22 protein-coding genes are annotated in these 20,832 nt (G+C 72.3%); 8 read left to right on the top strand and 14 right to left on the bottom strand.

Annotated features, from left to right (window positions below; genetic code table 11):
* Nucleotides 1–282 precede the first annotated feature (282 nt).
* Nucleotides 283–936 carry an anti-sigma factor family protein gene (locus C2L58_RS32270; RefSeq protein ID WP_103341443.1) on the bottom strand — a complete coding sequence of 218 codons (654 nt, stop codon included), beginning with the start codon at nt 934–936 and terminating at the stop codon, nt 283–285.
* The gene (sigE, locus tag C2L58_RS32265; protein ID WP_103341442.1) at nt 933–1,544 is read right to left on the bottom strand and encodes an RNA polymerase sigma factor SigE; all 612 of its coding nucleotides are present in this window, start codon (nt 1,542–1,544) and stop codon (nt 933–935) included. Before sigE ends, C2L58_RS32270 begins: the two co-directional genes overlap by 4 nt.
* Before the next feature lie 190 nt (nt 1,545–1,734).
* Here sigE and C2L58_RS32260 point away from each other — a divergent pair, with 190 nt between their 5' ends.
* Nucleotides 1,735–2,379, top strand: a complete 645-nt coding sequence (locus C2L58_RS32260; RefSeq protein ID WP_103341441.1) for an O-methyltransferase — start codon at nt 1,735–1,737, stop codon at nt 2,377–2,379.
* On the opposite strand, the gene C2L58_RS32255 is transcribed toward C2L58_RS32260, so the two are convergent.
* Nucleotides 2,380–3,642 carry an MFS transporter gene (locus tag C2L58_RS32255; RefSeq protein ID WP_233226060.1) on the bottom strand — a complete coding sequence of 421 codons (1,263 nt, stop codon included), beginning with the start codon at nt 3,640–3,642 and terminating at the stop codon, nt 2,380–2,382. It abuts the gene before it with no gap.
* 62 nt (nt 3,643–3,704) lie between these two features.
* Between C2L58_RS32255 and C2L58_RS32250 the strand changes: the two genes are divergently transcribed.
* Nucleotides 3,705–4,670: a LysR family transcriptional regulator gene (locus C2L58_RS32250; protein WP_103341440.1), complete on the top strand. Its 966-nt coding sequence runs from the start codon at nt 3,705–3,707 to the stop codon at nt 4,668–4,670.
* Here the strand turns inward: C2L58_RS32250 and C2L58_RS32245 are convergent.
* Together C2L58_RS32245 and C2L58_RS32240 are read right to left on the bottom strand one after the other, a co-directional pair.
* Entirely contained in the window at nt 4,595–6,046 is a 1,452-nt protein-coding gene (locus C2L58_RS32245; RefSeq protein WP_103341439.1) for a leucyl aminopeptidase family protein, read from the bottom strand. The genes C2L58_RS32250 and C2L58_RS32245 overlap by 76 nt on opposite strands.
* Nucleotides 6,047–6,136: 90 nt before the next feature.
* Nucleotides 6,137–6,304 (bottom strand): DUF3117 domain-containing protein, encoded by a 168-nt coding sequence (locus C2L58_RS32240; RefSeq protein WP_013222969.1) that lies wholly within the window; start codon nt 6,302–6,304, stop codon nt 6,137–6,139.
* 199 nt (nt 6,305–6,503) lie between these two features.
* Here C2L58_RS32240 and C2L58_RS32235 point away from each other — a divergent pair, with 199 nt between their 5' ends.
* The gene (locus C2L58_RS32235; protein ID WP_103341438.1) at nt 6,504–7,298 is read left to right on the top strand and encodes an enoyl-CoA hydratase-related protein; all 795 of its coding nucleotides are present in this window, start codon (nt 6,504–6,506) and stop codon (nt 7,296–7,298) included.
* A 40-nt stretch (nt 7,299–7,338) separates the two neighbouring features.
* Here the strand turns inward: C2L58_RS32235 and C2L58_RS32230 are convergent, their stop codons facing one another.
* Genes C2L58_RS32230 through C2L58_RS32210 form a run of 5 tightly spaced genes read right to left on the bottom strand, consistent with a single transcriptional unit; the run spans nt 7,339 to nt 9,652 of the window.
* Nucleotides 7,339–7,902, bottom strand: coding sequence for a DNA-3-methyladenine glycosylase I (locus C2L58_RS32230; protein WP_103341437.1), 564 nt, complete (start codon nt 7,900–7,902; stop codon nt 7,339–7,341).
* On the bottom strand, nt 7,895–8,353 hold the full coding sequence (locus C2L58_RS32225) for an SRPBCC family protein (RefSeq protein ID WP_013222966.1): 459 nt from the start codon (nt 8,351–8,353) through the stop codon (nt 7,895–7,897). The genes C2L58_RS32230 and C2L58_RS32225 overlap by 8 nt, the downstream gene beginning before the upstream one ends.
* Nucleotides 8,350–8,673: a DivIVA domain-containing protein gene (locus C2L58_RS32220; protein WP_103341436.1), complete on the bottom strand. Its 324-nt coding sequence runs from the start codon at nt 8,671–8,673 to the stop codon at nt 8,350–8,352. The genes C2L58_RS32225 and C2L58_RS32220 overlap by 4 nt, the downstream gene beginning before the upstream one ends.
* Entirely contained in the window at nt 8,670–9,338 is a 669-nt protein-coding gene (locus C2L58_RS32215; protein ID WP_103341435.1) for a permease prefix domain 1-containing protein, read from the bottom strand. The genes C2L58_RS32220 and C2L58_RS32215 overlap by 4 nt, the downstream gene beginning before the upstream one ends.
* A complete protein-coding gene (locus C2L58_RS32210) occupies nt 9,335–9,652 on the bottom strand; it encodes a helix-turn-helix transcriptional regulator (protein WP_103341434.1) in 318 nt (105 codons plus the stop codon). The genes C2L58_RS32215 and C2L58_RS32210 overlap by 4 nt, the downstream gene beginning before the upstream one ends.
* Before the next feature lie 60 nt (nt 9,653–9,712).
* On the opposite strand from C2L58_RS32210, the gene C2L58_RS32205 reads away from it, so the two are divergent.
* From C2L58_RS32205 to cydC, 4 genes are read left to right on the top strand one after another with little or no spacing between them, the layout of a single operon-like run.
* On the top strand, nt 9,713–10,873 hold the full coding sequence (locus C2L58_RS32205; RefSeq protein WP_103341433.1) for a cytochrome ubiquinol oxidase subunit I: 1,161 nt from the start codon (nt 9,713–9,715) through the stop codon (nt 10,871–10,873).
* A 3-nt stretch (nt 10,874–10,876) separates the two neighbouring features.
* Nucleotides 10,877–11,863: a cytochrome d ubiquinol oxidase subunit II gene (locus tag C2L58_RS32200; RefSeq protein WP_103341432.1), complete on the top strand. Its 987-nt coding sequence runs from the start codon at nt 10,877–10,879 to the stop codon at nt 11,861–11,863.
* A gap of 10 nt (nt 11,864–11,873) precedes the next feature.
* Complete coding sequence (gene cydD / locus C2L58_RS32195) at nt 11,874–13,430, top strand: thiol reductant ABC exporter subunit CydD (RefSeq protein WP_103341431.1); 1,557 nt, start codon at nt 11,874–11,876, stop codon at nt 13,428–13,430.
* Nucleotides 13,427–15,019 (top strand): thiol reductant ABC exporter subunit CydC, encoded by a 1,593-nt coding sequence (gene cydC, locus C2L58_RS32190; RefSeq protein WP_103341430.1) that lies wholly within the window; start codon nt 13,427–13,429, stop codon nt 15,017–15,019. The genes cydD and cydC overlap by 4 nt, the downstream gene beginning before the upstream one ends.
* Here cydC and C2L58_RS32185 read toward each other — a convergent pair.
* A complete protein-coding gene (locus C2L58_RS32185) occupies nt 14,955–15,857 on the bottom strand; it encodes a glucosyl-3-phosphoglycerate synthase (RefSeq protein ID WP_103341429.1) in 903 nt (300 codons plus the stop codon). The two genes, cydC and C2L58_RS32185, sit on opposite strands and share 65 nt — an antisense overlap.
* A 50-nt stretch (nt 15,858–15,907) precedes the next feature.
* Here C2L58_RS32185 and C2L58_RS32180 point away from each other — a divergent pair, with 50 nt between their 5' ends.
* On the top strand, nt 15,908–16,582 hold the full coding sequence (locus C2L58_RS32180; RefSeq protein WP_103341428.1) for a lysophospholipid acyltransferase family protein: 675 nt from the start codon (nt 15,908–15,910) through the stop codon (nt 16,580–16,582).
* Nucleotides 16,583–16,586: 4 nt separating this feature from the next.
* On the opposite strand, the gene C2L58_RS32175 is transcribed toward C2L58_RS32180, so the two are convergent.
* The 3 genes from C2L58_RS32175 to C2L58_RS32165 are packed head-to-tail and all read right to left on the bottom strand — an operon-like array spanning nt 16,587 to nt 20,801.
* Nucleotides 16,587–17,438, bottom strand: a complete 852-nt coding sequence (locus tag C2L58_RS32175) for a class I SAM-dependent methyltransferase (protein WP_103341427.1) — start codon at nt 17,436–17,438, stop codon at nt 16,587–16,589.
* Between the two features lie 43 nt (nt 17,439–17,481).
* The gene (locus C2L58_RS32170) at nt 17,482–18,810 is read right to left on the bottom strand and encodes an acyltransferase family protein (protein WP_103341426.1); all 1,329 of its coding nucleotides are present in this window, start codon (nt 18,808–18,810) and stop codon (nt 17,482–17,484) included.
* A gap of 56 nt (nt 18,811–18,866) precedes the next feature.
* Complete coding sequence (locus C2L58_RS32165) at nt 18,867–20,801, bottom strand: hypothetical protein (protein WP_103341425.1); 1,935 nt, start codon at nt 20,799–20,801, stop codon at nt 18,867–18,869.
* Nucleotides 20,802–20,832: the final 31 nt, after the last annotated feature.

The following is a 20,832-nucleotide window of genomic DNA, read 5'->3' as shown; positions in this document are numbered from 1 at the left end:
GGGGCTGCGTGCGGGCGGGGCTGCGTGCGGGCGGGGCTGCGTGCGGGCGGGGCTGCGTGCGGGCGGGGCTGCATGAGGGCGGGGCTGCATGAAGCTGGCTTGGGCAAGCCAGCACTCAGGCCCTGGAGCGCGCCACCCGGCTCTTGACCACTCCGCAGCCGAACCTGTTCACCAGACTGCGCAGGCCGCCGCCAAAGCCAAGCCCAAGGCCGCTGCCGCAGCGGGGCCGGACACACCGAAGGCCGCCGCGAACAAAGATTCGCAGCGGCCTTCAAAGTCCTCTCAGCGGATGCCCGCCGGCACCGCCACCGGTGTCTTGCTCGCCGGGGTCGAAACCGGCGCGGGTTGCTGGGGTACCGCCATCTGGGCCGGCAGAAGGTTCGCCGGCTGCGGGGCTCCGCCGCCCGTATCCGGGGAGCCGTCTCCCCCGTCCGCCGAGGTCCCCACCAGGGCCAATGCGCTCAGCACCAGGCCCGAGACCACCACGCCCGCCCCCTGGGCCGCGCGGCGCTTGAAGCGGCCGCCGCCGAGGACGTTCGGGCTCTGGCCCAGCGGGGCCGATGAGCCCAGCGGCGCCACGCCACCCAACACGCCCGAATCGCGCAGGCCCGCGACCCGGTCGGGGCGCTGGACCGCGACCAGCTGGCCGTCCGCCGTGATCGCCAGGTTGTCCGGGGTGCTCGGCAGCTCCGTGTGCTGCGGGATCGACTGGAGGCTCGCCAGGAAGCCCGCCGACATCGACGGCGCCCCCGCGTGGCGGATCGCCTCCATCGTCTGGCGCTGGGCGCGCACCTCGGCCGCGCACGCCGCGCAGCGGGTGATGTGCGACGCCGCCCGGTCGCGGGCGCCGTGGGACAGCTCGCCGTCGACGAACGCCACCACGACGTCCGGCAGCAGGTGCGACTCGGGAAGTGCCCAGCCTCGCGGTGCGGTCATACCGTCACCTTCGCAGACTGCGGTGCGTGAACGCGACGACGCTCGAGCGACGCGCGCAGCGCCTGACGCCCGCGGTGGATGCGGCTGCGGACCGTGCCCAGCTTGACGTTCAGGGTCGCGCCGATCTCCTCGTACGACAGCCCTTCGACGTCACACAGCACCACGGCGGCGCGGAACTCCGGGGGCAGCTCGTCGAGCGCCGCCTGCAGGTCCGGGTCCAGGTGCGTGTCCGAGTAGACCTGCTCGGGGCTCGGGTCGTCGCCCACGATGCGGTCGGTGTCCTCCGGCAGGCCTTCCATCCGCACGCGCGAGCGGCGGCGGGCCATGTCCAGGAACAGGTTGGTGGTGATCCGGTGCAGCCAGCCCTCGAAGGTGCCGGGCTTGTAGGACGCCAGCGAGCGGAAGACCCGGATGAAGGTCTCCTGCGTGAGGTCCTCGGCGTCGTGGGTGTTGCCGGTCAGGCGGTAGGCGAGCCGGTAGACCCGGTCGCCGTGTTCGCGCACGACCTCGTCCCAGGACGGCGGCGTCCAAGCCGCCTCGTCCAAGGTCACGGGCTTGGCCCCGGTGTCGGCAACGGCGTTCTGCATCGCGGGAGCAGGCACCTCCATCAGCGTTTCTCCTGTCTGCTCCACCCAACGCGGGTCCTCGGCACGGTGTTCCCGTGTATCCGGATTTCAGTCTCTCCGGGTTCCTTATGGTTCTAGTGAGACTGGACTGAGAGCAGGCTGAGAACTTCTTCACGGGTGCTTACCAGGGAGCCTGCGCGGATTTATCGACAACCAACGCTAACCTCCGTGCGTGAACACGCCCACCCCTGCGGCCGCACCGGCCGATTCCGGGTTCGTCGACGGGTACCTGCCCGACGACGAGGTGCTGTCTTCGGCGCGGGCACGGGCCGAAGACCTGGGCTGCACCCCGCTCAGCGCGGGTGCGGGAGCGACGCTGCGGTTCCTGGCCGCGACGCTGTGCGCGAAGGCCGTCGTCGAGGTCGGCACGGGTGCGGGGGTGAGCGGGCTCAGCCTGCTGCGCGGGATGGCCCCCGACGGCGTGCTGACGTCGATCGACGTGGAGCCGGAGTACCAGCGGGCGGCGCGCGCGACGTTCCGCGAGGCCGGCTTCGCGCCGGGCCGCACCCGCCTGATCATCGGGCGCGCGCTGGACGTCCTGCAGCGGCTCACGCCGGGCGGCTACGACCTGGTGTTCGTCGATTCCGCGCACATCGAGTACCCCGGCTGCTACGAGCTGGGTGTGTCGCTCCTGCGGCGCGGCGGGATCATCGCGTTCCACAACGTGCTCGCCGGTGGCCGGGTGATCGACCCCGCCCACCGGGATCCGGAGACGCTGGCTTTGCGCGAGGTGGCGCGGGCGTTCCGGGAGGACGAACGCCTGGTCCCGGCCCTGTTGCCGGTGGGCGGCGGCCTGCTGGTCGCCGCGGCCACCTGATCACCTGCCCACAGGCTCGTCGAGTTGTGGACAACTCGCTGTTCGCAGCCGGTTTCGTCGGTGGGCGCCGGTAGACTGGACGTGGGGACGCCCCCCGGGGAGGGCGGGGGTGTTTCCGGTTCCGGCCCCCACCGCCGCCACCGCGAGCAGCAGCCACGCCGCCACCACCGCGATCAGCCACGACCACCCGGCGTGCCCGTACACCCACGCCCCGGCCGCTCCGCCCACGCTGCTGCCCAGGTAGTACGTCGCCGTGTACGTGCCGCCCACCTGGCCGCGGGCCCCCTCCGGGGCGTCCGCCGCCGCCCAGCCGTTCGCGACCGCGTGCGCGGCGAAGAACGCGCAGGTCAGCACCAGGAACCCGGCGATGACCAGCGGCAGCGAGTCCGGCAGCGTCAGCGCCGCACCGGCCGCCGTCAGCAGCAGCGCGCCGACCAGAGCCCGGCGGCGGCCCACCCGCGCAACCAGCCGCCCCGCCGCCGCCGAGGACACCGAACCGCTCGCGTACGCGAGGAAGACCAGCGAAGCGATCGCCGGCGACAGGTGCAGCGGCGCCCCGGTCAGCCGGAACCCCGCGGCGTTGTAGAGCGCGACGAACGAGCCCATCGCGAGCAGCGCGACGGCGTACTGGGCGAGCAGCACCGGCTTGCTCAGCGCCGTGACCAGCCCCCGGGTGACGTCGCGGACCCGGACGGTCCCGGCGGCACGAGCGCCCGGCGGCAGCGTCACGACGGTGACGGCCGAACACACCGCCCCGATTCCCGCGACGACGAACAGCGCGCCGCGCCAGCCGAGTGGGCCGGCGGTGAAGCCGCTGGCCAGCCTGCCGAGCATGCCGCCGATCGTGTTGCCGGCGATCATCGCGCCGACCGCCGCCGCGACGCCCGCGCGGCCGAGGCGCTCGGCCAGGTACGCGGCCGCCACCCCGGGGAACCCGGCGATCGCGACGCCCTGCAGCGCGCGCACGACCAGCAGCGCCGGGTACGTCGGCATCAGCGGGAGCAGCAGGCCGAACACGACCGAAGCGACGACCGACGTCAGGATCACCGGGCGGCGGCCGACCACTTCGGACAGCGCCGCGATCGGCAGGACCGCGATGGCCAGCGCCCCGGTCGCGACGCTGACCGCGAGTGCCGCGCCGCCCGGGTCGAGGTGGTACTGCGCCGCCAGCTGCGGCAGCACCGGCTGGGGCGCGTAGAGCAGGGCGAACGAGGAGATCCCGGCCGCGGCGACGGCGGTCTTGACTCGGCGGGTGGAAGTCACGTCCTGAAAGTAAGCACGCCTAACCAATACGTCTAATGCACTCAGCTGGCAGAATCGATGCGGTGACGCATGACTCCCTGTCCGCGCAGGTCGCGCCCCACCTGCCGCTGCTCGCCGCCCTCCGGGAGACGAGGAACGTCACACGCGCGGCCGAACTGCTGGGCGTGCCGCAGCCGACGGTGAGCCGGCGGCTGGCGGCGCTGGCGAACGCGCTGGGTGCCCCGCTGACGGTCCCGGACGGCCGCGGCATCCGGCTCACGCGCGCGGCGGAACTCCTGGCCGAGGCGGCCGAGCGCGGGCTGGCGGCGCTCGACGCCGGCGTCCGGCTGGCGCGCGAGGAGGTCTCGCCGGAGTCGGGGCACGTGGTGCTGGGCTTCCTGCACCTGCTCGGGCGGTCGCTGGTGCCTTCGCTGCTGCGCGGCCACCGGGCGCGGTACCCGGGGGTGCGGTTCACGCTGGTGCAGGGTTCGCGGCAGGACATGGTCGACCGGCTGGCGGGCGGCGAGCTGGACCTGGCGCTGCTGGCGCCGCTGCCCGAGGTGCCGGCCTTGGCCTGCGCCGGCCTGGTGGACGAGGAAATCCTGCTGTCGGTCCCGGCCGGGCACCGGCTGGCCGGGAGGGCGTCGGTGCGGGTGGCCGAGCTGGCGGACGAAGAGTTCGTGCTGCTCGAGCCGGGGTACGGCGTCCGGACGCTGACGGACGAGCTCTGCGCGGCGGCGGGCTTCGCACCGCGGATCGCGTTCGAGGGCCAGGAGTCCGACACCGTTCGCGGCCTGGTGGCGTCGGGGCTGGGGGTGGCGTTGCTGCCGCGGTTCGGGCCGGGCACGCCGGCGGGGGTGGCGGAGGTGCCGTTGTCGCCGCCGCCGTTCCGGACGATCGGGCTGGCGTGGCGGGCGGACGAGCCGATGACCCCGGCGGTCACCGGCTTCCGCGAGCACGTCCTCGCGAGCCGTCAGCCCAGCGAAGCCGCCAGCTCCACCAGCGTCCGGGCCGCGAATCCGGTCGCCCCCGGGACGACTTCGTCGTAGTTCTTCTCCGACCGGGCCGGTCCGGCGATGTCCAGGTGCGCCCACGGCAGGCCGGACGTGAACTCCCGCAGGAACAGCGCCGCCGTGATGCCACCCGGGCCGCCCGGGGTCTGGCGGACGTCGCCGAACTCGCCGCGGACGTTCTCCGCGTAGTCCTCCACCAGCGGCATCCGCCACCACGCCTCGCCGACCCGCGAGCCGGCCGAGACGACCGCGGCCGCCAGCGCGTCGTCCGAGGCGAACAAGCCGCCCGTGCGCAAGCCCAGCGAGACCTTCATCGCGCCCGTCAGCGTCGCCGCGTCGACGACGTAGTCCGGCGTGAACCGGCGGATCCCGTAGGTCAGCGCGTCCGCGAGGACCATCCGGCCCTCCGCGTCGGTGTTGCCGACCTCGGTGGTCTTGCCGCCGTAGTGCCGGACGATGTCGCCCGGGCGGTACGACGAGCCCGACACGTGGTTTTCCGCGCACGGGACCAGTGCCGTCACGCGGACCGGCAGGCCCAGTGCCGCGACGGCGCGGATCGCCGCGATCACCGCCGCGCCGCCCGCCATGTCCGTGCGCATCAGGTGCATCCCGTCGGCCGGCTTGATCGACAGGCCGCCCGTGTCGAAGGTGATGCCCTTGCCGACCAGGAGCAGGTGCGGCGCGGCCCCCGACGGCTTGTACGCCATCTCGATCAGCCGCGGCGGCCGGGCGGAACCGCCGCCGACCGCCAGGACGCCGCCGAAGCCCTCCGCCGCGAGCCACTTCTCGTCCCGCACCGTCACCTCGACGCGCGGGCCGGCCACGCGAGCGGCCGTGTCCGCCAGCCAGGCGGGCGTCTTCACGTTGGACGGCGTGTTGGCGAGGTCGCGGGTCAGCGCCGTCGCCGCGGCCAGCACCGAGGCGCGCGCGACCAGCTCGGGCAGCGCGAGGTCCTCCCCCACGAGCCGGACCGTCCGCACCGACGGCTTCGGGTCGTCGCCGGACACCTTGTACCGGTAGCCGCCCAGCAGGAGGCCCAGCGCGAGCTCGGTGACGTGCTCGCCGGCGGCCTCTTCGGGCAGCTGCAGCTGCACCGCGCGGAACGCCTTCCCGCCGTGTTCGACGTCCTCGGCCAGCGCCGCGTTCACCGCGCGGGCCAGCGCCGCGCCGGTCTTGCGGTACTCCCTCGGCTCGCCGCCGCCGAGCCCCGCGATCCAGCGGGGCCCGCCGCCGGGCACCGTCTGCACGTCGCCCGCCTTGCCGGTGATCCGGACGCCCTCGATCTCCAACGGCTCGACGTCATCGTTGTCGGGCGCGGCCACCAACCGGGCCGTCGGGACGCCGCGGCGGAGCTCCCCCGCGACTTCGATGTCGAGCAGAGTAGCCGGAACGGGCGGTAGCGGATTACGCACAGTGAGCAACCTTCGGACGCTGAGGAACCGCGACCCCGGCCTCCGAAGGGAGACCGGGGTGCGACGGAAGGACGGATCGAGGGAGTCGGCTCAGCCGGTGACCTCCGCCAAAGCGGCGCCGAGGTCCTTCGCTTCTTCCGCGGAAAGTTCGACGACGAGTCGCCCACCACCCTCGAGCGGTACGCGCATCACGAGGCCCCGCCCCTCCTTAGTCACTTCGAGGGGACCATCTCCGGTCCGGGGCTTCATGGCCGCCATAGCGTGCTCCCTCCGTCTCAACCGGCGCGCCCGGGTCGCGCTCGCGTGAAAGCCAGCCGGGTCTGCTGTCCATTGTCCCTCATCAGCGGCCGGGCGCATCAGCGGAGGGGATCTTTTGCTGCGGTATCGGTGCTGGTATGCGGCCCGCGCGAGGTGAAAGACTCTCGGCCGACCGAAGTTTTCCGCGCAAGGAGAAGACGTGACCGCATCCGACGTCCTGTTGACCGCCGACGCCGACGGGGTGCGCACCCTGACCCTCAACCGGCCGCAGGCGTACAACTCGCTGACCGTCGAGCTGAAGGAAGCACTGCTCGCGGCGCTGCGCGAGGCGGCGGACGACGACGCTGTCCGCGCGGTCGTGCTGACCGGAGCGGGCAAGGCGTTCTGCGCCGGGCAGGACTTGAAGGAACACGTGGGGCTGCTGCAGGCGGGTGACCCCGCCCCGCTACACACCGTGAAGGAGCACTACAACCCGATCGTCAAGACGATCGTGGCGATGCCGAAGCCGGTGATCGCGGCGGTCAACGGCACCGCCGCCGGCGCCGGGGCCGCCTTTGCCTACGCCAGTGACCTGCGGATCGCCGCCGAGTCGTCGTCGTTCCTGATGGCCTTCGCCAACGTCGGGCTGGGCCCGGACTCGGGTGCGTCGTGGACGCTGCAGCGGCTGGTCGGCTACGGCCGGGCCGCCGAGCTGATGCTGCTCGCCCGGACCGTCGACGCGGCCGAGGCGCTGCGGCTCGGCCTGGTCGGCGAGGTCGTGCCGGACGAAGAACTGCCGGCCCGCGCCCAGAAGATCGCGGCGAAGCTGGCGGCCGGCCCGACGGTGGCCTACGCGAAGATCAAGGGCGTGCTGAACCTGGCCGCGCAGTCGACGTTCGAAGAGGCGCTCGACGCCGAGGACGCCGCCCAGACGGCGCTCGGCGCGACTGCTGACCACGCCGAGGCCGTCGAGGCCTTCGTCGGCAAGCGCAAGCCGGCTTTCCAGGGCAAGTGACGTCGTGAGTGTTTAGGCGGGTTAGAACCCGCCTAAACACTCACGAGGCCCGGAAGCAGCCGGCGACGTGGTCGTCGACCATGCCGGTGGCCTGCATCAGCGCGTAGCAGGTCGTCGGGCCGAGGAAGACGAAGCCGCGCTTCTTCAGCTCTTTCGCCATCGCCTTGGACTCGTCGGTGATGGCCGGGACGTCGGACATCGACGCGGGGCGCTCGTGCGACGCGGGCGCGAACGACCAGAGCAGGTCGTCCAGCGGCTCGTCCAGGGCGGCGATGGCCTGCGCGTTCTTGATCGCGGCCAGGATCTTCGCCCGGTTCCGCACGATCGACGCGTCCTGCATCAGCCGCTCGACGTCGGCGTCGCCGAACTTCGCCACCTTCGCCGGCTTGAACTGCTTGAACGCCTTCCGGAAGCCTTCGCGCTTGCGCAGGATGGTGATCCACGACAGCCCCGACTGGAACGACTCGAGGCACAGCCGCTCGTACAGCTCGTCCTGGCCGTGGAGCGGGACGCCCCACTCCTTGTCGTGGTACTCGGCGTAGTCCGGGGTCGAATTGCCCCAGCCGCACCGCGAGACGCCGTCGGCGCCGATCAGCTCACTCATCCCCACCCACCGAATAGTTCTCCGCGAACCGCGCGAACCGCCGCAGCGACTGGCGCACCCCCAGCGCGAACACCGGCCGTACGACCGGCCAGCCGAGCCGGCCCAGCGGCCCGAACGGCAGCCGCAGGTGCTCGGCCCAGACGAACGTCGAGCGCGTCGCCCCCTTCGGCACCACCTGGAACACGCCGGTACCGGCCACGAAGCTGCCGAGGTGCCGGACCCCGCACCGGACCGGCGGCTCCCAGCTGGTGATCTCCATGGTGTCGGTGAAGCCGAGGCCGGCCACCCCGGTGAACGCCGACAACCGTGACCCGACGCTGCGGCCGTTGCCCTCGATCACCTCGACCTCGGTGCCGAGCATCCACTCGCCCTGGCGCGCCCAGTCCGTCAGCGCGAGCCAGGTCGTCCCCGCCGGGGCGCGGACGTCGACCGAGAGGATCAGGTCCGTCACGGGGCGGCCTCGGGCGAACTCTCCGGCTCGCGCTCGCGCTGCTCCAGCTCGGCGACCCGGGCGCGCAGCTCGTCGAGCTCGACGCCGAGGCGCCGCATCACCCAGTCCACTTCGGACATCTTGTACCCGCGCAGCACCAGCTGGAAGCGGACTTCGGCCAGGTCCTCGCCGGTGATGTCCTCGGCGGGCAGCCGCGTGGGCGAGCTGCCCGGCGGCAGCGGGGCGAGCTCCTCACCCCGGCCGAACACCACCGCGGCGAGCAGGAACACCACGGCCGCCACCAGCAGCATGACTACGAGGTAGATCAGCGCGGTCGTCACGCGACGATCGTGGCATACCCACCCCAGGAACGTCTCGCGAGCACGACGAGCCGGACGGAAAGCGCCACCCAGGCGAACATCAGCAGCGCGCACGGGACGCTGAGGAACAGCCTCGAGACGTCGACGACGCCGGTCGCGCCGATCAGCAGCCCGACCGAGGCGAGGTTGATACCCACGGCGACGGCGATCAGCAGCCCGCAGAACCGGGACAGCCGGACCCCGTCGAGGCGCCGGCTGAGCCAGCGCGTGCCGAGCAGCGCGAGCAGGCCGATCACCGGCACGAGGAACACCGCGCCGTGGGAGAGGCGCGTGATCACCATGTACCACTCGGGGGACGGCGTCGACAGCTTCGTCCAGTTGCCGAAGGTGAGGATCCGCGCGTAGTCCCAGGCGATCTGCATCGCCGGGACGCCCAGCACGAGCTTCCACAGCGTCCGGACGCCGCTGAGCATGCCCAGCTCGGCCTGGTAGTCGTGGGCGACGACCGCCGCCGGACCGAAGTCGGCGACGGCGCGGCGCTCGGCTTCTTCGTCGTTCCACCCGCCTGCGCGGTAGGCGTCGGCGGCGTCGTGCAGCCCGTCGCGGGCCTCCTCGAGCAGGTCGGTCTTGAACCGGCCGCAGCCGTGCAGCCTGCGGTCCAGCTCCCCCAGGTACTCGTCGATCATGCTTCCAGCACTCCCCCGATGACCGCGGTGAACTCCCGCCACTCCACGCGTTCGGCCTGCAGGGCCTGCTCGCCGGAGCGGGTGAGCCGGTAGGTCCGCCGCTTGCGGCCGGACACGACGTCCCATTCGCTGGCCAGCCAGCCGGCCCGCTCCAGCCGGCGCAGGGCCGGGTACACGGTGCCGGTCGGCAGGTCGAGCGCGCCGTCGCTGCGCAGCTGGAGCGCCTCGATGATCGCGTAGCCGTGCAGTTTCCGGCCGTCGAGCACGGCCAGCAGCAACGCGTCGAGGTGGCCGCGCAGGGTGTCCGCCTTCATGGGTAAGCAGTCTACACGTCGACTGGCTACATGTAGGCAGACTATGTGTAGCCTGTCTACATGAACGCACTCCCGGTCGCGAGACTCCAGTTCGCGACGACGACCTCGTTCCACTTCCTGTTCGTGCTGCTCACGCTGGGGCTGGTCACGCTGGTGGCCGTGATGCAGACGCGCTGGACGCTCGGCGGCAAGCCCGAGCTCCTGCGGATGACGCGGTTCTGGGGCCGCCTGTACGTGATCAACTACGCGCTCGGGATCGTCACCGGGATCGTGATGGAGTTCCAGTTCGGGCTGACCTGGACCGGGCTCTCCACCTTCGCCGGCGACGTCTTCGGCGCACCGCTGGCCATCGAGGCCCTGGTCGCGTTCTTCCTCGAGTCGACCTTCCTCGGCCTGTGGATCTTCGGCTTCGGCCGGCTGCCACGATGGCTGCATCTGACGCTGATCTGGCTGGTCACGCTGACCGCGTACGCGTCGGCGCTGTTCATCATGCTGGCCAACTCGTTCCTGCAGAACCCGGTCGGCAGCCACGTCGAGCACGGCACGCTGCGCCTCGACGACTTCGGCGCGCTGTTCGCCAACCCGGCACTGGCCGCGTCCTTGCCGCACGTGCTCGGCGCCGCGCTGGTGACCGGCGGGTTCTTCGTCGTCGGCGTCAGCGCGTGGCACTTCCTCAAGCGCACCACCGAGGTCGAGTTCTTCCGCCGCTCGATGCGCATCGGCGTCATCGCGGCGCTCGCCGGCTCGATCTTCGTCGTCAACCAGGGCTTCGCGCAGTTCGGCGAGCTGAAGATGTACCAGCCGGACAAGCTCGGCATGGGTGCCGTCGGCGCGCCGCTGGGCGCCATGATCGGGCTCGGGTTCCTCATGTTCCTCTGCGCGATCATCGGCACGGTCCTGCTGGTCCGGAACTGGGTGACGCGGGCCCGGTTCCTGCACTACCTGATGATCGCGGCGATCCCGTTGCCGTTCATCGCCGCGATCATGGGCTGGCTGGTGCGCGAACTCGGGCGTCAGCCGTGGCTGGTCTGGGGGAAGCTGCGGACCGCCGACGCGATCGCGGACGTCCCCGCCGGCCAGATCCTGTTCTCCTTCATCGCTTTCTCACTGCTGTTCGCCGCGCTCGCGGTGGCCGACTGGGTGCTCATGGCGCGGGTCGCCAAGCGCGGCCCGGAGCCGGCCGAAGCGCCCGCCGAACTGCCCGTCCTGAGCGGAGTCTGACCGATGGCGACCTTCTGGTGGTGTGTGCTGGGCCTGCTGACCTGCGGGTACTTCGCGCTCGCGGGGTACGACTACGGCGTCGGCATGCTCCTGCCCGGGTTCGAGGCCGGCGAGCGGCGGCGGCGCCAGACGCTCGGCGCGCTCGGGCCGTTCTTCCTGGCCAACGAGGTGTGGCTGGTGGCGGCCGTCGGCCTGCTGTTCGGTGCGTTCCCGCACCTGGAGGGCAAGGTGTTCGCCGGGGCGTACGTCCTGGTGGTGACGCTGCTGCTCGGCCTGGTCACGTTCACGGCGTCGATGCAGCTGCGCAGCCGCCGCCCGGACGCGCGCCGCGGCGCCTGGACGGCGGGCATCGTCGGCGGCGCGCTCGTCACGGCGCTGTCGTGGGGCCTGTTCCTCGGCAACCTGGTGCTCGGGCTGCCGCTGTCGCCCGACGGCTCGCCTTCGGGGGACGTGCTCGCGTTGTTCTCGCCCTACGCGGTGCTGTGGGGACTCGGGTTCGTCGCGCTGTTCTGCTGGCAGGGTGCGGCGTTCCTGGCGGTGCGGGGGCCGGCCGAGCTGACCGGCCGCGCGGTGCGGCTGGCCCGCGCGTTCTCGGCACCGGTGTTCGCGTTCCTGGTGATCGCCTCGGCGTGGGGCGTCTTCGCGCTGGACGGCGTTCCCGCGTTCGGCGCGGCCGTGGCCGGGCTGGCTTTCGCGGCCTTCGCCGTCGCCCGGCTCGGGCTGGCGGCGCGGCGGTACCGGGTCGCGCTCGTCGGGTCGATGGTGCTTTCGGCCTGTCCGGCGCTGCTCGCCGGGACCCTGCGGTTCCCGGCGGTGCTGACCGCTCCGGGGTACGCGCTGACGGTCGGTGAGGCGGCGACGGCGCCGGAGACGTTCGCGGTGCTGGCCTGGTTCGCGCCGCCCGCGGTGCTGGTGCTGCTGGTGGTGCAGTGGCTGACCTGGCGTGCGCACCGCCGTCCCGTCGACCAGCGCTCGCTGCTGCACTTCTAGGGGGGACGTCGTGCCTGCTCTACCCGGACTCCGGCGGTACCTCGGCGCGCTGAGCCTGCTCGGCGTGCTCACCGCGTTTTCCGTGCTCCTCCAAGCCGAAGGGCTCGCCACGCTGCTCACCGGCGGCGGGGTTTCCCTGGTCCTGCTCGTGGCGATCGCGGCCCGAGCCGCGCTCACCTGGGGCCACGGTGTCCTCAGTGGACGGTTCGCGGCGTCGGTCCGCGCTGCGTTGCGGCGGCGGTTGCTCAGGTCCGCTTCGGACCGTGCGGGCGTCGTCGCGACCCAGGTGACGCGCGGTGTCGACGCCACGGACAGCTACCTGACCGGGTACCTGCCGTCACTGGTCGTGTCGGTGGTGGTGCCGGCCGCGGTGATCGTGCGGCTGGTCACCGCGGACCTGGTCTCGGCGCTCGTCGTGGTCGTCACCTTGCCCCTGATTCCGGTGTTCGGCGTCCTGATCGGGAAGCAGGCGAAGGCGGCGGTCCAGTGGGAGCTGCTGACGAAGCTGGGCGGGCACTTCCTGGACGTCGTCCGCGGGTTCGGGACGTTGAAGGTGTTCGGCCGGGCGGCCGCGCAGGCTTCGACGGTCCGTTCCATGGCGGCCGCCCACGCGGACGCGACCATGAAGACGCTGCGGGTGGCGTTCCTTTCGGCGCTGGTGCTGGAGCTGGTGGCGACGCTGTCGGTCGCGCTGGTCGCGGTGCCGATCGGGTTCCGGCTGCTCGCGGGCGGCCTGGACGCGCGAACCGCACTGCTGATCCTGCTGCTGACGCCGGAGGCGTACCTGCCGCTGCGGGCGGCGGGCGCGAAGTTCCACGCGGCGGCGGAGGGGCTGACGGCGTTGCGGGAGGCGTTGTCCGCTCCGGTGGTTTCGCCGCGTTCCGCGGTTTCCACGCGGCGGCGGGGCGCGCCTTCACTGGTCTTGGAGCGGGTCTCGGTTTCCTACGGAGGTGTTCCCGCATTGTCCGAAGTGGACTTGACGCTGCCCGCCGGAGCGCGGCTCGCGGTGGTGGGGCCGAGCGGGTCGGGCAAGAGCACGCTGCTGGCGGTGCTGCTGGGCTTCGTGCCGCCGGCTTCCGGCCGGGTGCTGGTGGACGGCGTCGACCTGCGGTCGCTGGCACCGGCATCGTGGCTGGCCGAGATCGCCTGGGTCCCGCAGCGGCCGACGTTGTTCCGGGGGACGCTGGCTTCGAACATCGCCCTGGGGCTGCCATCGGCGGACGTCCCGTTCGCGGCCCGCGCGGCGGCGCTGGACGCCGTGGCGGCCGGGTTGCCGCAGGGGTTCGAGACACCGGTGGGCGAGCTGGGCGAAGTGCTGTCGGCCGGACAGCGCCAGCGGGTCGGCTTGGCCCGCGCGCTGGCGCGAACCTCGGCGGGACTGGTCCTGCTGGACGAGCCGACCGCCCGGCTGGATTCCCGGACCGAGGACGCCGTCCTGTCGGCCACCCGGCGCTTGCTGCCAGGCCGCACGGCGGTGCTGGTGGCCCACCGCCCGGCGATGGTCTCGCTGGCGGACCGGGTGATCGAACTCCGCGATGGCCGGGTCCGCTCGGAGGTGGCGGCGTGAACCTCTGGGCCTTTTCCGCCAAAGACCTCACCCGCCTCCTCCGCGCCGCCCTCCTCGGCGCCGCCGCCGAACTCGCCGCCCTCGCGCTCATGGCCACCGCCGCCTGGCTGCTGCTCCGCGCCGCCGAACGACCGCCGCTCGCCGCTCTCACCGTTGCCATCGTTGCCGTCCGCGCCCTTGCCCTCCTCCGGGGTGGCCTGCGGTACGCCGAACGGCTCGCCGGGCACGATGTCGTCCTCCGGTGGCTCGGCTCGCTGCGGACCCGGGTCTACCAAGCCCTCGTGCCCGGCACCCGGTACTCCGGCGGCGACCTCGTCACCCGGCTCGTGTCCGATGTGGACGCTCTGCAGGACGCCGTCCTGCGGTGGTTCCTACCTGCCGGGGTTGCCGCGATCGTGGGCGGCGCCGCGGTCGCCGTCACCGCCGGCGCGTCGGTGCCGGCCGCCGGAACGCTCGCCGGCGGGCTGCTCGCCGCCGGGGTCCTCCTCCCGTGGCTGGTCATCCGCCGCACCACCGATGGCGCTCGGGAAAGCGCCCCGGACCGGGCCGAACTCGCCGAACGGGCCGTCGAGCTCGTCACCGGGCACCGGGAACTCCTCGCCGCCGGGGCGCTCGATGAACACCAGCGGAGCGCCACGGACGTCGTCCACCGGATCACCGCCGGCGAGCGGGCGGCCTCCGGCAGGACCGCCCTGCTCACCGGCGCCGGAGTGCTCGTCCAGCTGGTCACCGCCGTCGGCGTCGGGCTGCTCTGCCGGGCCTCCGTGCCCTGGACCGCCGCGCTCACCCTGGCCGCCGTGACGGTCTTCGAGGTCGTCCTCCCGCTGATCGGGGCCGCGCGGCGGGTTCCGGAGATCCGCGCCGCCGCCGCCCGGGTGCGCGCCGTCCTGGACGAACCCGCCGTCCCGGACGGGACCCGCACCGCCCGGGCGGGCCACTTCCGGCTGGAGAAAGCCGGCGTGCGCCACCCCGGGCGGGCGCCCGCCCTCAAGGACGTCGACCTCGACCTGCCGCCCGGCAAGCGCGTCGGGATCCTCGGCCCCAGCGGGGCCGGGAAAACGACCCTCCTGCGCCTGCTGCTCGGCAGCCAGGCCCCCACCGAAGGCCGGGTGACCCTCGACGGCCACCCGCTCGGCGAGTACGCCGACCTGCCGGAGATCATCTCGGGCGCCGAGGCCGACGCCCACGTCTTCCACACGACCGTCCGCGAGAACCTCCTGCTCGCCGGCCCGGACGCGACCGACGAGGAACTGGCGGCCGCCTGCGAAACCGCCGGGTTCGACCTGGCCCTCGACCGTGAAACCGGTCCGGACGGCGCCGCGCTGTCCGGCGGTCAGCGCCAGCGGCTGATCCTCGCCCGGGCCGTCCTGGCCGCACCGGCGGTCCTCGTGCTCGACGAGCCCGTCGAAGGCCTCGATCCCGCCCACGGCGACGCCGTTCTGAAGCGCGTCCTCGCGAAGGCGACCGGCAGCGTGGTCCTCGTCACCCACCGGCCCGAGCACCTGGACGGCTTCGACGAGGTCATCACCCTCGAGGACGGGCGAGCACTTCCCGCATCGGCGGCCGGTCGGCGACGCGGACGTCCGTGACGTCCGGCAGCCATTCCCCGTCCACCGCCACGAACTGCGTGAACGGCGCGTCCGCGGCCGGGACGCCGCAGCGGTCCAGGGCCGTGCCGAGGATCTGGCGGGACATCACCCCGAGCTGGGGCAGCGAGCGGTTCCGGTGCTTGCGGACGCCCAGGTTGACCTGCGCGAGCCCGTCGAGGCCGTACCGCGCCTCGGCGTCGAGCAGCAGCCCGATTTCGACGCCGTAGCCGGCGGCGAACGGCACCGACTCGAGGAACTCGCGCGTGCCCGCGTACTCGCCACCGAGCGGCTGGATCAGCCCGCCCAGAGCGGGCCGCAACGCCGAGAGCACCGGCCGCGCCAGGAGCTCGGTGACGCGCCCGCCACCGGTGCTCTCCAGCCGCAGCGGACGGCGGTAGAAGCCCTTGACCAGCTGGACGCCGCTTTCGGCGACCAGCGGGCCGAGCAGCGACGGCACGAACGCCGGGTCCGGGTCGACCAGGTCGGAGTCGAGGAAGACGACGAGGTCGCCGCTCGTCGCGGCCAGCGAACGCCACAGCACCTCGCCCTTGCCCGGCACCGGCGGCAGGTCCGGCAGGACGTCCTCGCGGCGGACCACCCGCGCCCCGGCAGCCTCGGCGGCCTCGGCGGTCGCGTCCGTGGAACCCGAGTCCATCACGATCAGCTCGTCGACGACCGAGCCGACGAGCGGGCGGACCGACGCGACGACGTCACCCACGGTCCGCTCTTCGTCCAGTGCCGGTAGCACCACCGACACCGTCCGGTCACCCTTCGCGGCCAGGATGTCCGCAGGCGTCCACCCGGGCTCCTGCCACGTACGCCGCTCGAACCAACTCACGAGTAACGATCGTGCCATGCTGGGGGCACCGCACCGAAGAGGAGGACCACTTGATCGCGCTGCTTGTCCGGTTCGTGCTGGGACCGCTCGTCAGGGCGGTGTACCGGCCCGAAGTCCACGGCGTGGAGAACGTGCCGCTCAGCGGCCCGGTGCTCCTGGCGGCCAACCACCGCGCCGCCCTCGACACCGGCGTGATCACCTTCGCGACCCCGCGGCAGGTCAAGTTCCTCGGCAAGGCGGAGTACTTCGCCGGCAAGGGCCTCAAGGGCAAGGCGCTGGCCGGGTTCCTCGGCGGCCTCGGCTACGTCCCGGTCGAGCGCGGCAACGCCCAGGCCGGGCTCGCGGCCCTGGAGGCCGCCCGCAAGGTGCTCGACGCGGGCGGCGTCTTCGCGATCTACCCCGAGGGCACCCGGTCACTGGACGGCCGGCTGCACCGCGGCCACACCGGCGTCGGGGCGCTGGCCCTGGCGACCGGCGCGAAGGTGGTGCCGGTCGCGCTGACCGGCACCGAGCAGCTCCAGCCGAAGGGCGCCCGCATCCCGCGCCGGGCGAAGATCGGCATCACCTTCGGCAAGCCCCTGGACTTCTCGCGCTACGAAGGCCAGGACTACGCGCCGGCGATCCGCCGGTCGGTCACCGACGAGGTCATGTACGCGATCCTGGAGCTCTCCGGCCAGGAATACGTCGACACCTACCACAAGCGCCCGAGCGAAGGCGTGGCCTGAGGCGTCAGCCGACCACCTTCACGACGACCTGCTCGTGGTCGACCGTGTACGCCAGGTACTCGAACTTCAGCCCGGTCGCCTCGACGTGCTCCAGCCACGCCCGGTGCTCGTGCTCCTGCCAGCCGGTGTAGTTGAAGTACTCGTCGAACACCACGATCGACCCCGGCCGCAGGCGCGGGCCGACCAGTTCGAGGACGGTCTTCGTCGAGGAGTACAGGTCGCAGTCCACGTGCAGCAGGTCGACCGGACCGGGGTGCGCCTCGAGGAAACCGGGGAGCACGTCGTCGAACCAGCCGACGACCAGCTCCGCACCCGGCACGTCGGGCAGGCTGTCCATGTCGAACGTCCCCGCCGGGTAGCCCGATCGCCAGGTTTCCGGCAGGCCTTCGAACGAGTCGAAGCCGTACACCGACTCGCCGCCCCGGGCCTTGGCGATGATCTTCAGCGTGGTGCCCGAGTACACGCCGAACTCGAGCGCCAGGCCGCCTTCGGGGGCGAGCGACAGGCCGTGTTCCAGGGTGCTGTGCGGCGAGGGGAACGGACGGGCGCCCTTCATGTGGTCCCGGACGAACGCGGCACTGCGCTGCGCCGCCTCGGCTTCCCCCGCGAACTCGAGGTCGCGCCGGACGCGGTGCTCCACGTGGCTGACGTGCTCGAGCACCCGGTCGGTCTGGCGGCCGGCTTCGGCGGGCAGCTGCCGCCGCAGCTCGGCGACCTCGCGGCTCAACTCGTCGAGCTTGGCGGACTGCTCCGCGAAGTGCCGGCCGACCGCTTCTTCGACCGCCCGCGAGACCTTGTCACGCAGGGAATGGCGAAGCCGGTCGGCGCGCAGGCTCCGGCGAATGAGGTCGCGCATGCAATGTCCTTCCGATCCGCGTCCAGGGCTTGGCCCGCGACGCTCACACCCTCATCGATGAGGGCAGCAGAGTACGCATGATCCGGCGGCAGGGCTCTTCGACGAACCGGTACACCAGGTGGGCACTCAGCACCGCCAGCCCGATCGCCACGAGCACGGTAAGGCGGAACGGCCAGCTCTGCCACCCGGACAGCTGTTCCGGGATGGCGAGCTTCGAGTAGATCATCTTGCGCGCCAGGTCCAGGAACAGCCAGTGCACCATGTACAGCGCGAACGAGATCTTCCCGCCCCACACCAGCACCCGGCTGGCCAGCAGCCGGGTCGCGGGGTCCCGGCGGCTGACCGCCAGCGAGCCGATCAGCAGCAGGAACAGCGGCACCACGACCACGGTCTCGGTCGAGCCCCACATGAGGTGGCCGTTGATCCGCCAGTCCTGGTCGAAGCGGTACCGCGGCGCCGGGTCCCAGCGCTGCACGGCGTAGAGGACCACGACGATCGTCGCCAGGATCGCGGTCGGCTTCAGGAACCAGGGCAGCTTCACCGTCGCGCCGTGGCGCATCACCAGCAGGGCGACCACCGCGCCCGCGAAGAACTCGGTGAGCACCCGCAACGGGACGATCCCCCCGACGATCGTGTCGCCGTTCCACAGCAGGTCACTGCCGTCCTGGAAGCCCATACCGATGACCACCATCGGCACCGCGAGGACCGCGACCACCACCAGCAGCGCCCGGGTGCTGACGTGGACGAGAATCCGGGCCAGCACCACCACCAGCACGGTGAAGACCAGGTAGGCCAGCCATTCGGCGCTCAGCGACCAGTCGACCGGGTTCCAGTCGTGGTGGGCCGTGCTCCAGGCGTGCACCAGGAACACGTGCTCCAGGAAGCGGGTCGGGTCCAGCGCGGCCTGCAGCCGGTCGTCGTTGTTCGCCTCCACCGAGAAGGCGTGGTACGCGCCCCACACCAGCAGCATGAAGAACAGCACCGGCCAGATCCGGGACAGCCGCAGCCACAGGAAGCCGGCCATCTTCTTCGGTCCCCAGTTCTCGGCCATCCGGTCGAGGTGGGTGAACGTCAGGATGAAGCCGCTGAGCACGAAGAACAGGTCCACCCCGAGGTAGCCCACGTTGAAGATGGGGACCAGCGGGTACAGGAACCCGAACGCCTTCAGCAGCTCCGGCCGGAAGTGGAAGGCGAGCACCCACAGCGCGGCCACCGCGCGGATGCCGGTGAGCTGGCCGATGTGCACACCCGGCTTGGCGGACCGCGCCGGTTTCGTCTCGGTCTTCGGCGTGGCGGCCCCGTCGGCGACGTCGGCGACCGGAGTGGACCCGGGCGGGGACACGGTCAGCACACGGCCGTTGTCTGCGTCCATCGTCGGGCTTCCTCCGCGTTCCGGGTGTTCGTTCTGGGCCGGTGAACCGGGCCGGGTCACTTCCGGCTGACCACGGAGAACACCACACGGCCCGGTGCGGTCATCGACAGGGTCTTCGTTTCCAGCGGCCGCCCGGTCAGCACGAGGGACGGTTCCTGCGGCGCGGAGACCATCAGCGGTGCGTCACCGTGGGTCCAGGGCAGCCGGAACGACTCGCCGTCGAGCCTGACCGTCAGATCGTCCGGCTTGAAGAGGAATCCCCACACCCGCTCGCCCAGCGACTGTTCCGGGTACACCCGGGCGACGACCACGCCGTCGGCGGCCGTGGGCACCGGGACGGACTGCCCGGCGGCCACCTGCGCGCTGGACAGTTCCCGCTCGCCACCGCACCGGTTCGGGCCGCGCTCGAGCAGCTGCCATTTGTCCGTGGAGTCCACCAGGGTGTACCGGCAGGTCTCGGCGAGCTCCGTGCGCGGCGGGTCCCAGAGCGCGAACCGGGCGTCGAGCGTGGTCCTGGTGTTCTCGCGGATGATGAACCGGGGACCGTTGACGTCGTCGGCGATCCAGGACTCGTTCATCTTGTCGAGCAGCTCGGTGTAGGCGCCGTAGTTCAGCAGCGTCGGCAGGATCGCCGGGTTCAGCCCGTAGGTCCAGGCGATGGCCTGTTCGAACGGTTCGGCCCGGACCGATTGCGTGCCGATCCGGGTCAGGAACCGCTGCGGGATGTCGGTGCGCTGACGCAGCTGCGCCCGCGCTTCCTCCTGGACGGCGTCCCGGTGGGAACCGGAGACGACGATGGTGGCGCCTTCGGCGAAGGTGTGCAGGGACCGCGCCGGATCGATCGCCCACAGGCCGCCGCCGAAGTTGGCCGCTTGGGCCAGCAGCGCGACGACCGCGACCACCGCCAGCACCGCGCTGCGCCACAGCACGGCGACCAGCACGGCGAGCGCGAACAGCACGGCGAAGTACTGGGAGGAGTGCGCGTCGTGCCGCACGAACCCCTGCTTGAACAGCAGCCAGCCGCCGGCCAGCAGACCCAGCCACAGCGGCCAGCGCAGGCCGTCCATCTTGGTCTTGCCCACGGCGACGACCAGCACGATCGTCAACGCGCCGGCGACCAGGTACTCCCAGACGTTGTTCGTCGGTTCCAGGCCCATCGACTGCGCGTGCCCGCTGCCGACCGAGAGCGCGCGGACGACGTAGTCCACCACCTGCGTCGGCGGCTGGCCCGCGACGATCCAGAGCAGGACCAGGCCGACGACGCCGGACACCGCGTACTCGGCGAACTCCCGCAGCCGCCTGCCGGGCCGGACGAACACCGCGCCCAGCACGATGGGGCCGCACATCAGCCCGACCGAGAACTTGGTCAGCAGCATGGCGGCGACCACCAGGCCCATGACCACCGGGAACGACCGTTCCGCCCATTTCGGCAGCAGGCCGAGGGCGTGGCAGATGGCCAGCACCACGACGAACCCGGTCGTGGCGGTGATGACGCTGGTCAGGGGCACGGCGCTGAAGCTCACCGCGATCGCCACGCAGGCGGCCCACGCCCACCGGGTGCCGATCCGGCCCTGGAACGCCTGGAAGCAGGCGACGAGGCAGCCGGTCGTGAACACGAACCAGAAGAGGTAACCGACGAGCACCTCGGCCCGGACGGTGGTGGACGGGATCGCCAGGAAGTACAGCGGCCCGTAGGTCGTCGCGATCCGGTCGCCGAAGCTCAGGCCCGTGTGCCGCGCCATCGCGATCAGCAGCCCGTAGTCGTAGTCGCCCTTGGGTTCGATGGGCGAGAACGCCGGCACCTGCCAGGTGAGGATGGTGAGCAGGCCGCTGATCAGGAGCGTGACCCGCGAGGGGGCCTCGACCGCGAGACGCCAGGCGCGGGACCGGTCACCGAGCTTGCGCGGCCGGGTGTCGCCGGCTGCTTCCTCGGCGGCCGGCTCGGCGTCCTGGCCGGTCACCGGCCCCGGGTCCTTGACCAGGTCTTTCATCGAGGTTCTCCTGAACGACGGTACGGCTGGC

This window comes from Amycolatopsis sp. CA-126428 (assembly GCF_002904335.1).
Lineage (GTDB): Bacteria > Actinomycetota > Actinomycetes > Mycobacteriales > Pseudonocardiaceae > Amycolatopsis.
This window is presented reverse-complemented; position numbering and strand designations above follow the sequence as displayed.

Coding starts and splice junctions, on each gene's coding strand:
- C2L58_RS32200 (WP_103341432.1), top strand. CDS start 10,877: ATGGCGACCTTCTGGTGGTGTGTGCTGGGCCTGCTGACCTGCGGGTAC.
- C2L58_RS32240 (WP_013222969.1), bottom strand. CDS start 6,304: ATGGCGGCCATGAAGCCCCGGACCGGAGATGGTCCCCTCGAAGTGACT.
- C2L58_RS32175 (WP_103341427.1), bottom strand. CDS start 17,438: ATGCGCGACCTCATTCGCCGGAGCCTGCGCGCCGACCGGCTTCGCCAT.
- C2L58_RS32215 (WP_103341435.1), bottom strand. CDS start 9,338: ATGATCGACGAGTACCTGGGGGAGCTGGACCGCAGGCTGCACGGCTGC.
- sigE (WP_103341442.1), bottom strand. CDS start 1,544: ATGGAGGTGCCTGCTCCCGCGATGCAGAACGCCGTTGCCGACACCGGG.
- C2L58_RS32165 (WP_103341425.1), bottom strand. CDS start 20,801: ATGAAAGACCTGGTCAAGGACCCGGGGCCGGTGACCGGCCAGGACGCC.
- C2L58_RS32230 (WP_103341437.1), bottom strand. CDS start 7,902: ATGAGTGAGCTGATCGGCGCCGACGGCGTCTCGCGGTGCGGCTGGGGC.
- C2L58_RS32170 (WP_103341426.1), bottom strand. CDS start 18,810: ATGGACGCAGACAACGGCCGTGTGCTGACCGTGTCCCCGCCCGGGTCC.
- C2L58_RS32270 (WP_103341443.1), bottom strand. CDS start 936: ATGACCGCACCGCGAGGCTGGGCACTTCCCGAGTCGCACCTGCTGCCG.
- C2L58_RS32205 (WP_103341433.1), top strand. CDS start 9,713: ATGAACGCACTCCCGGTCGCGAGACTCCAGTTCGCGACGACGACCTCG.
- C2L58_RS32210 (WP_103341434.1), bottom strand. CDS start 9,652: ATGAAGGCGGACACCCTGCGCGGCCACCTCGACGCGTTGCTGCTGGCC.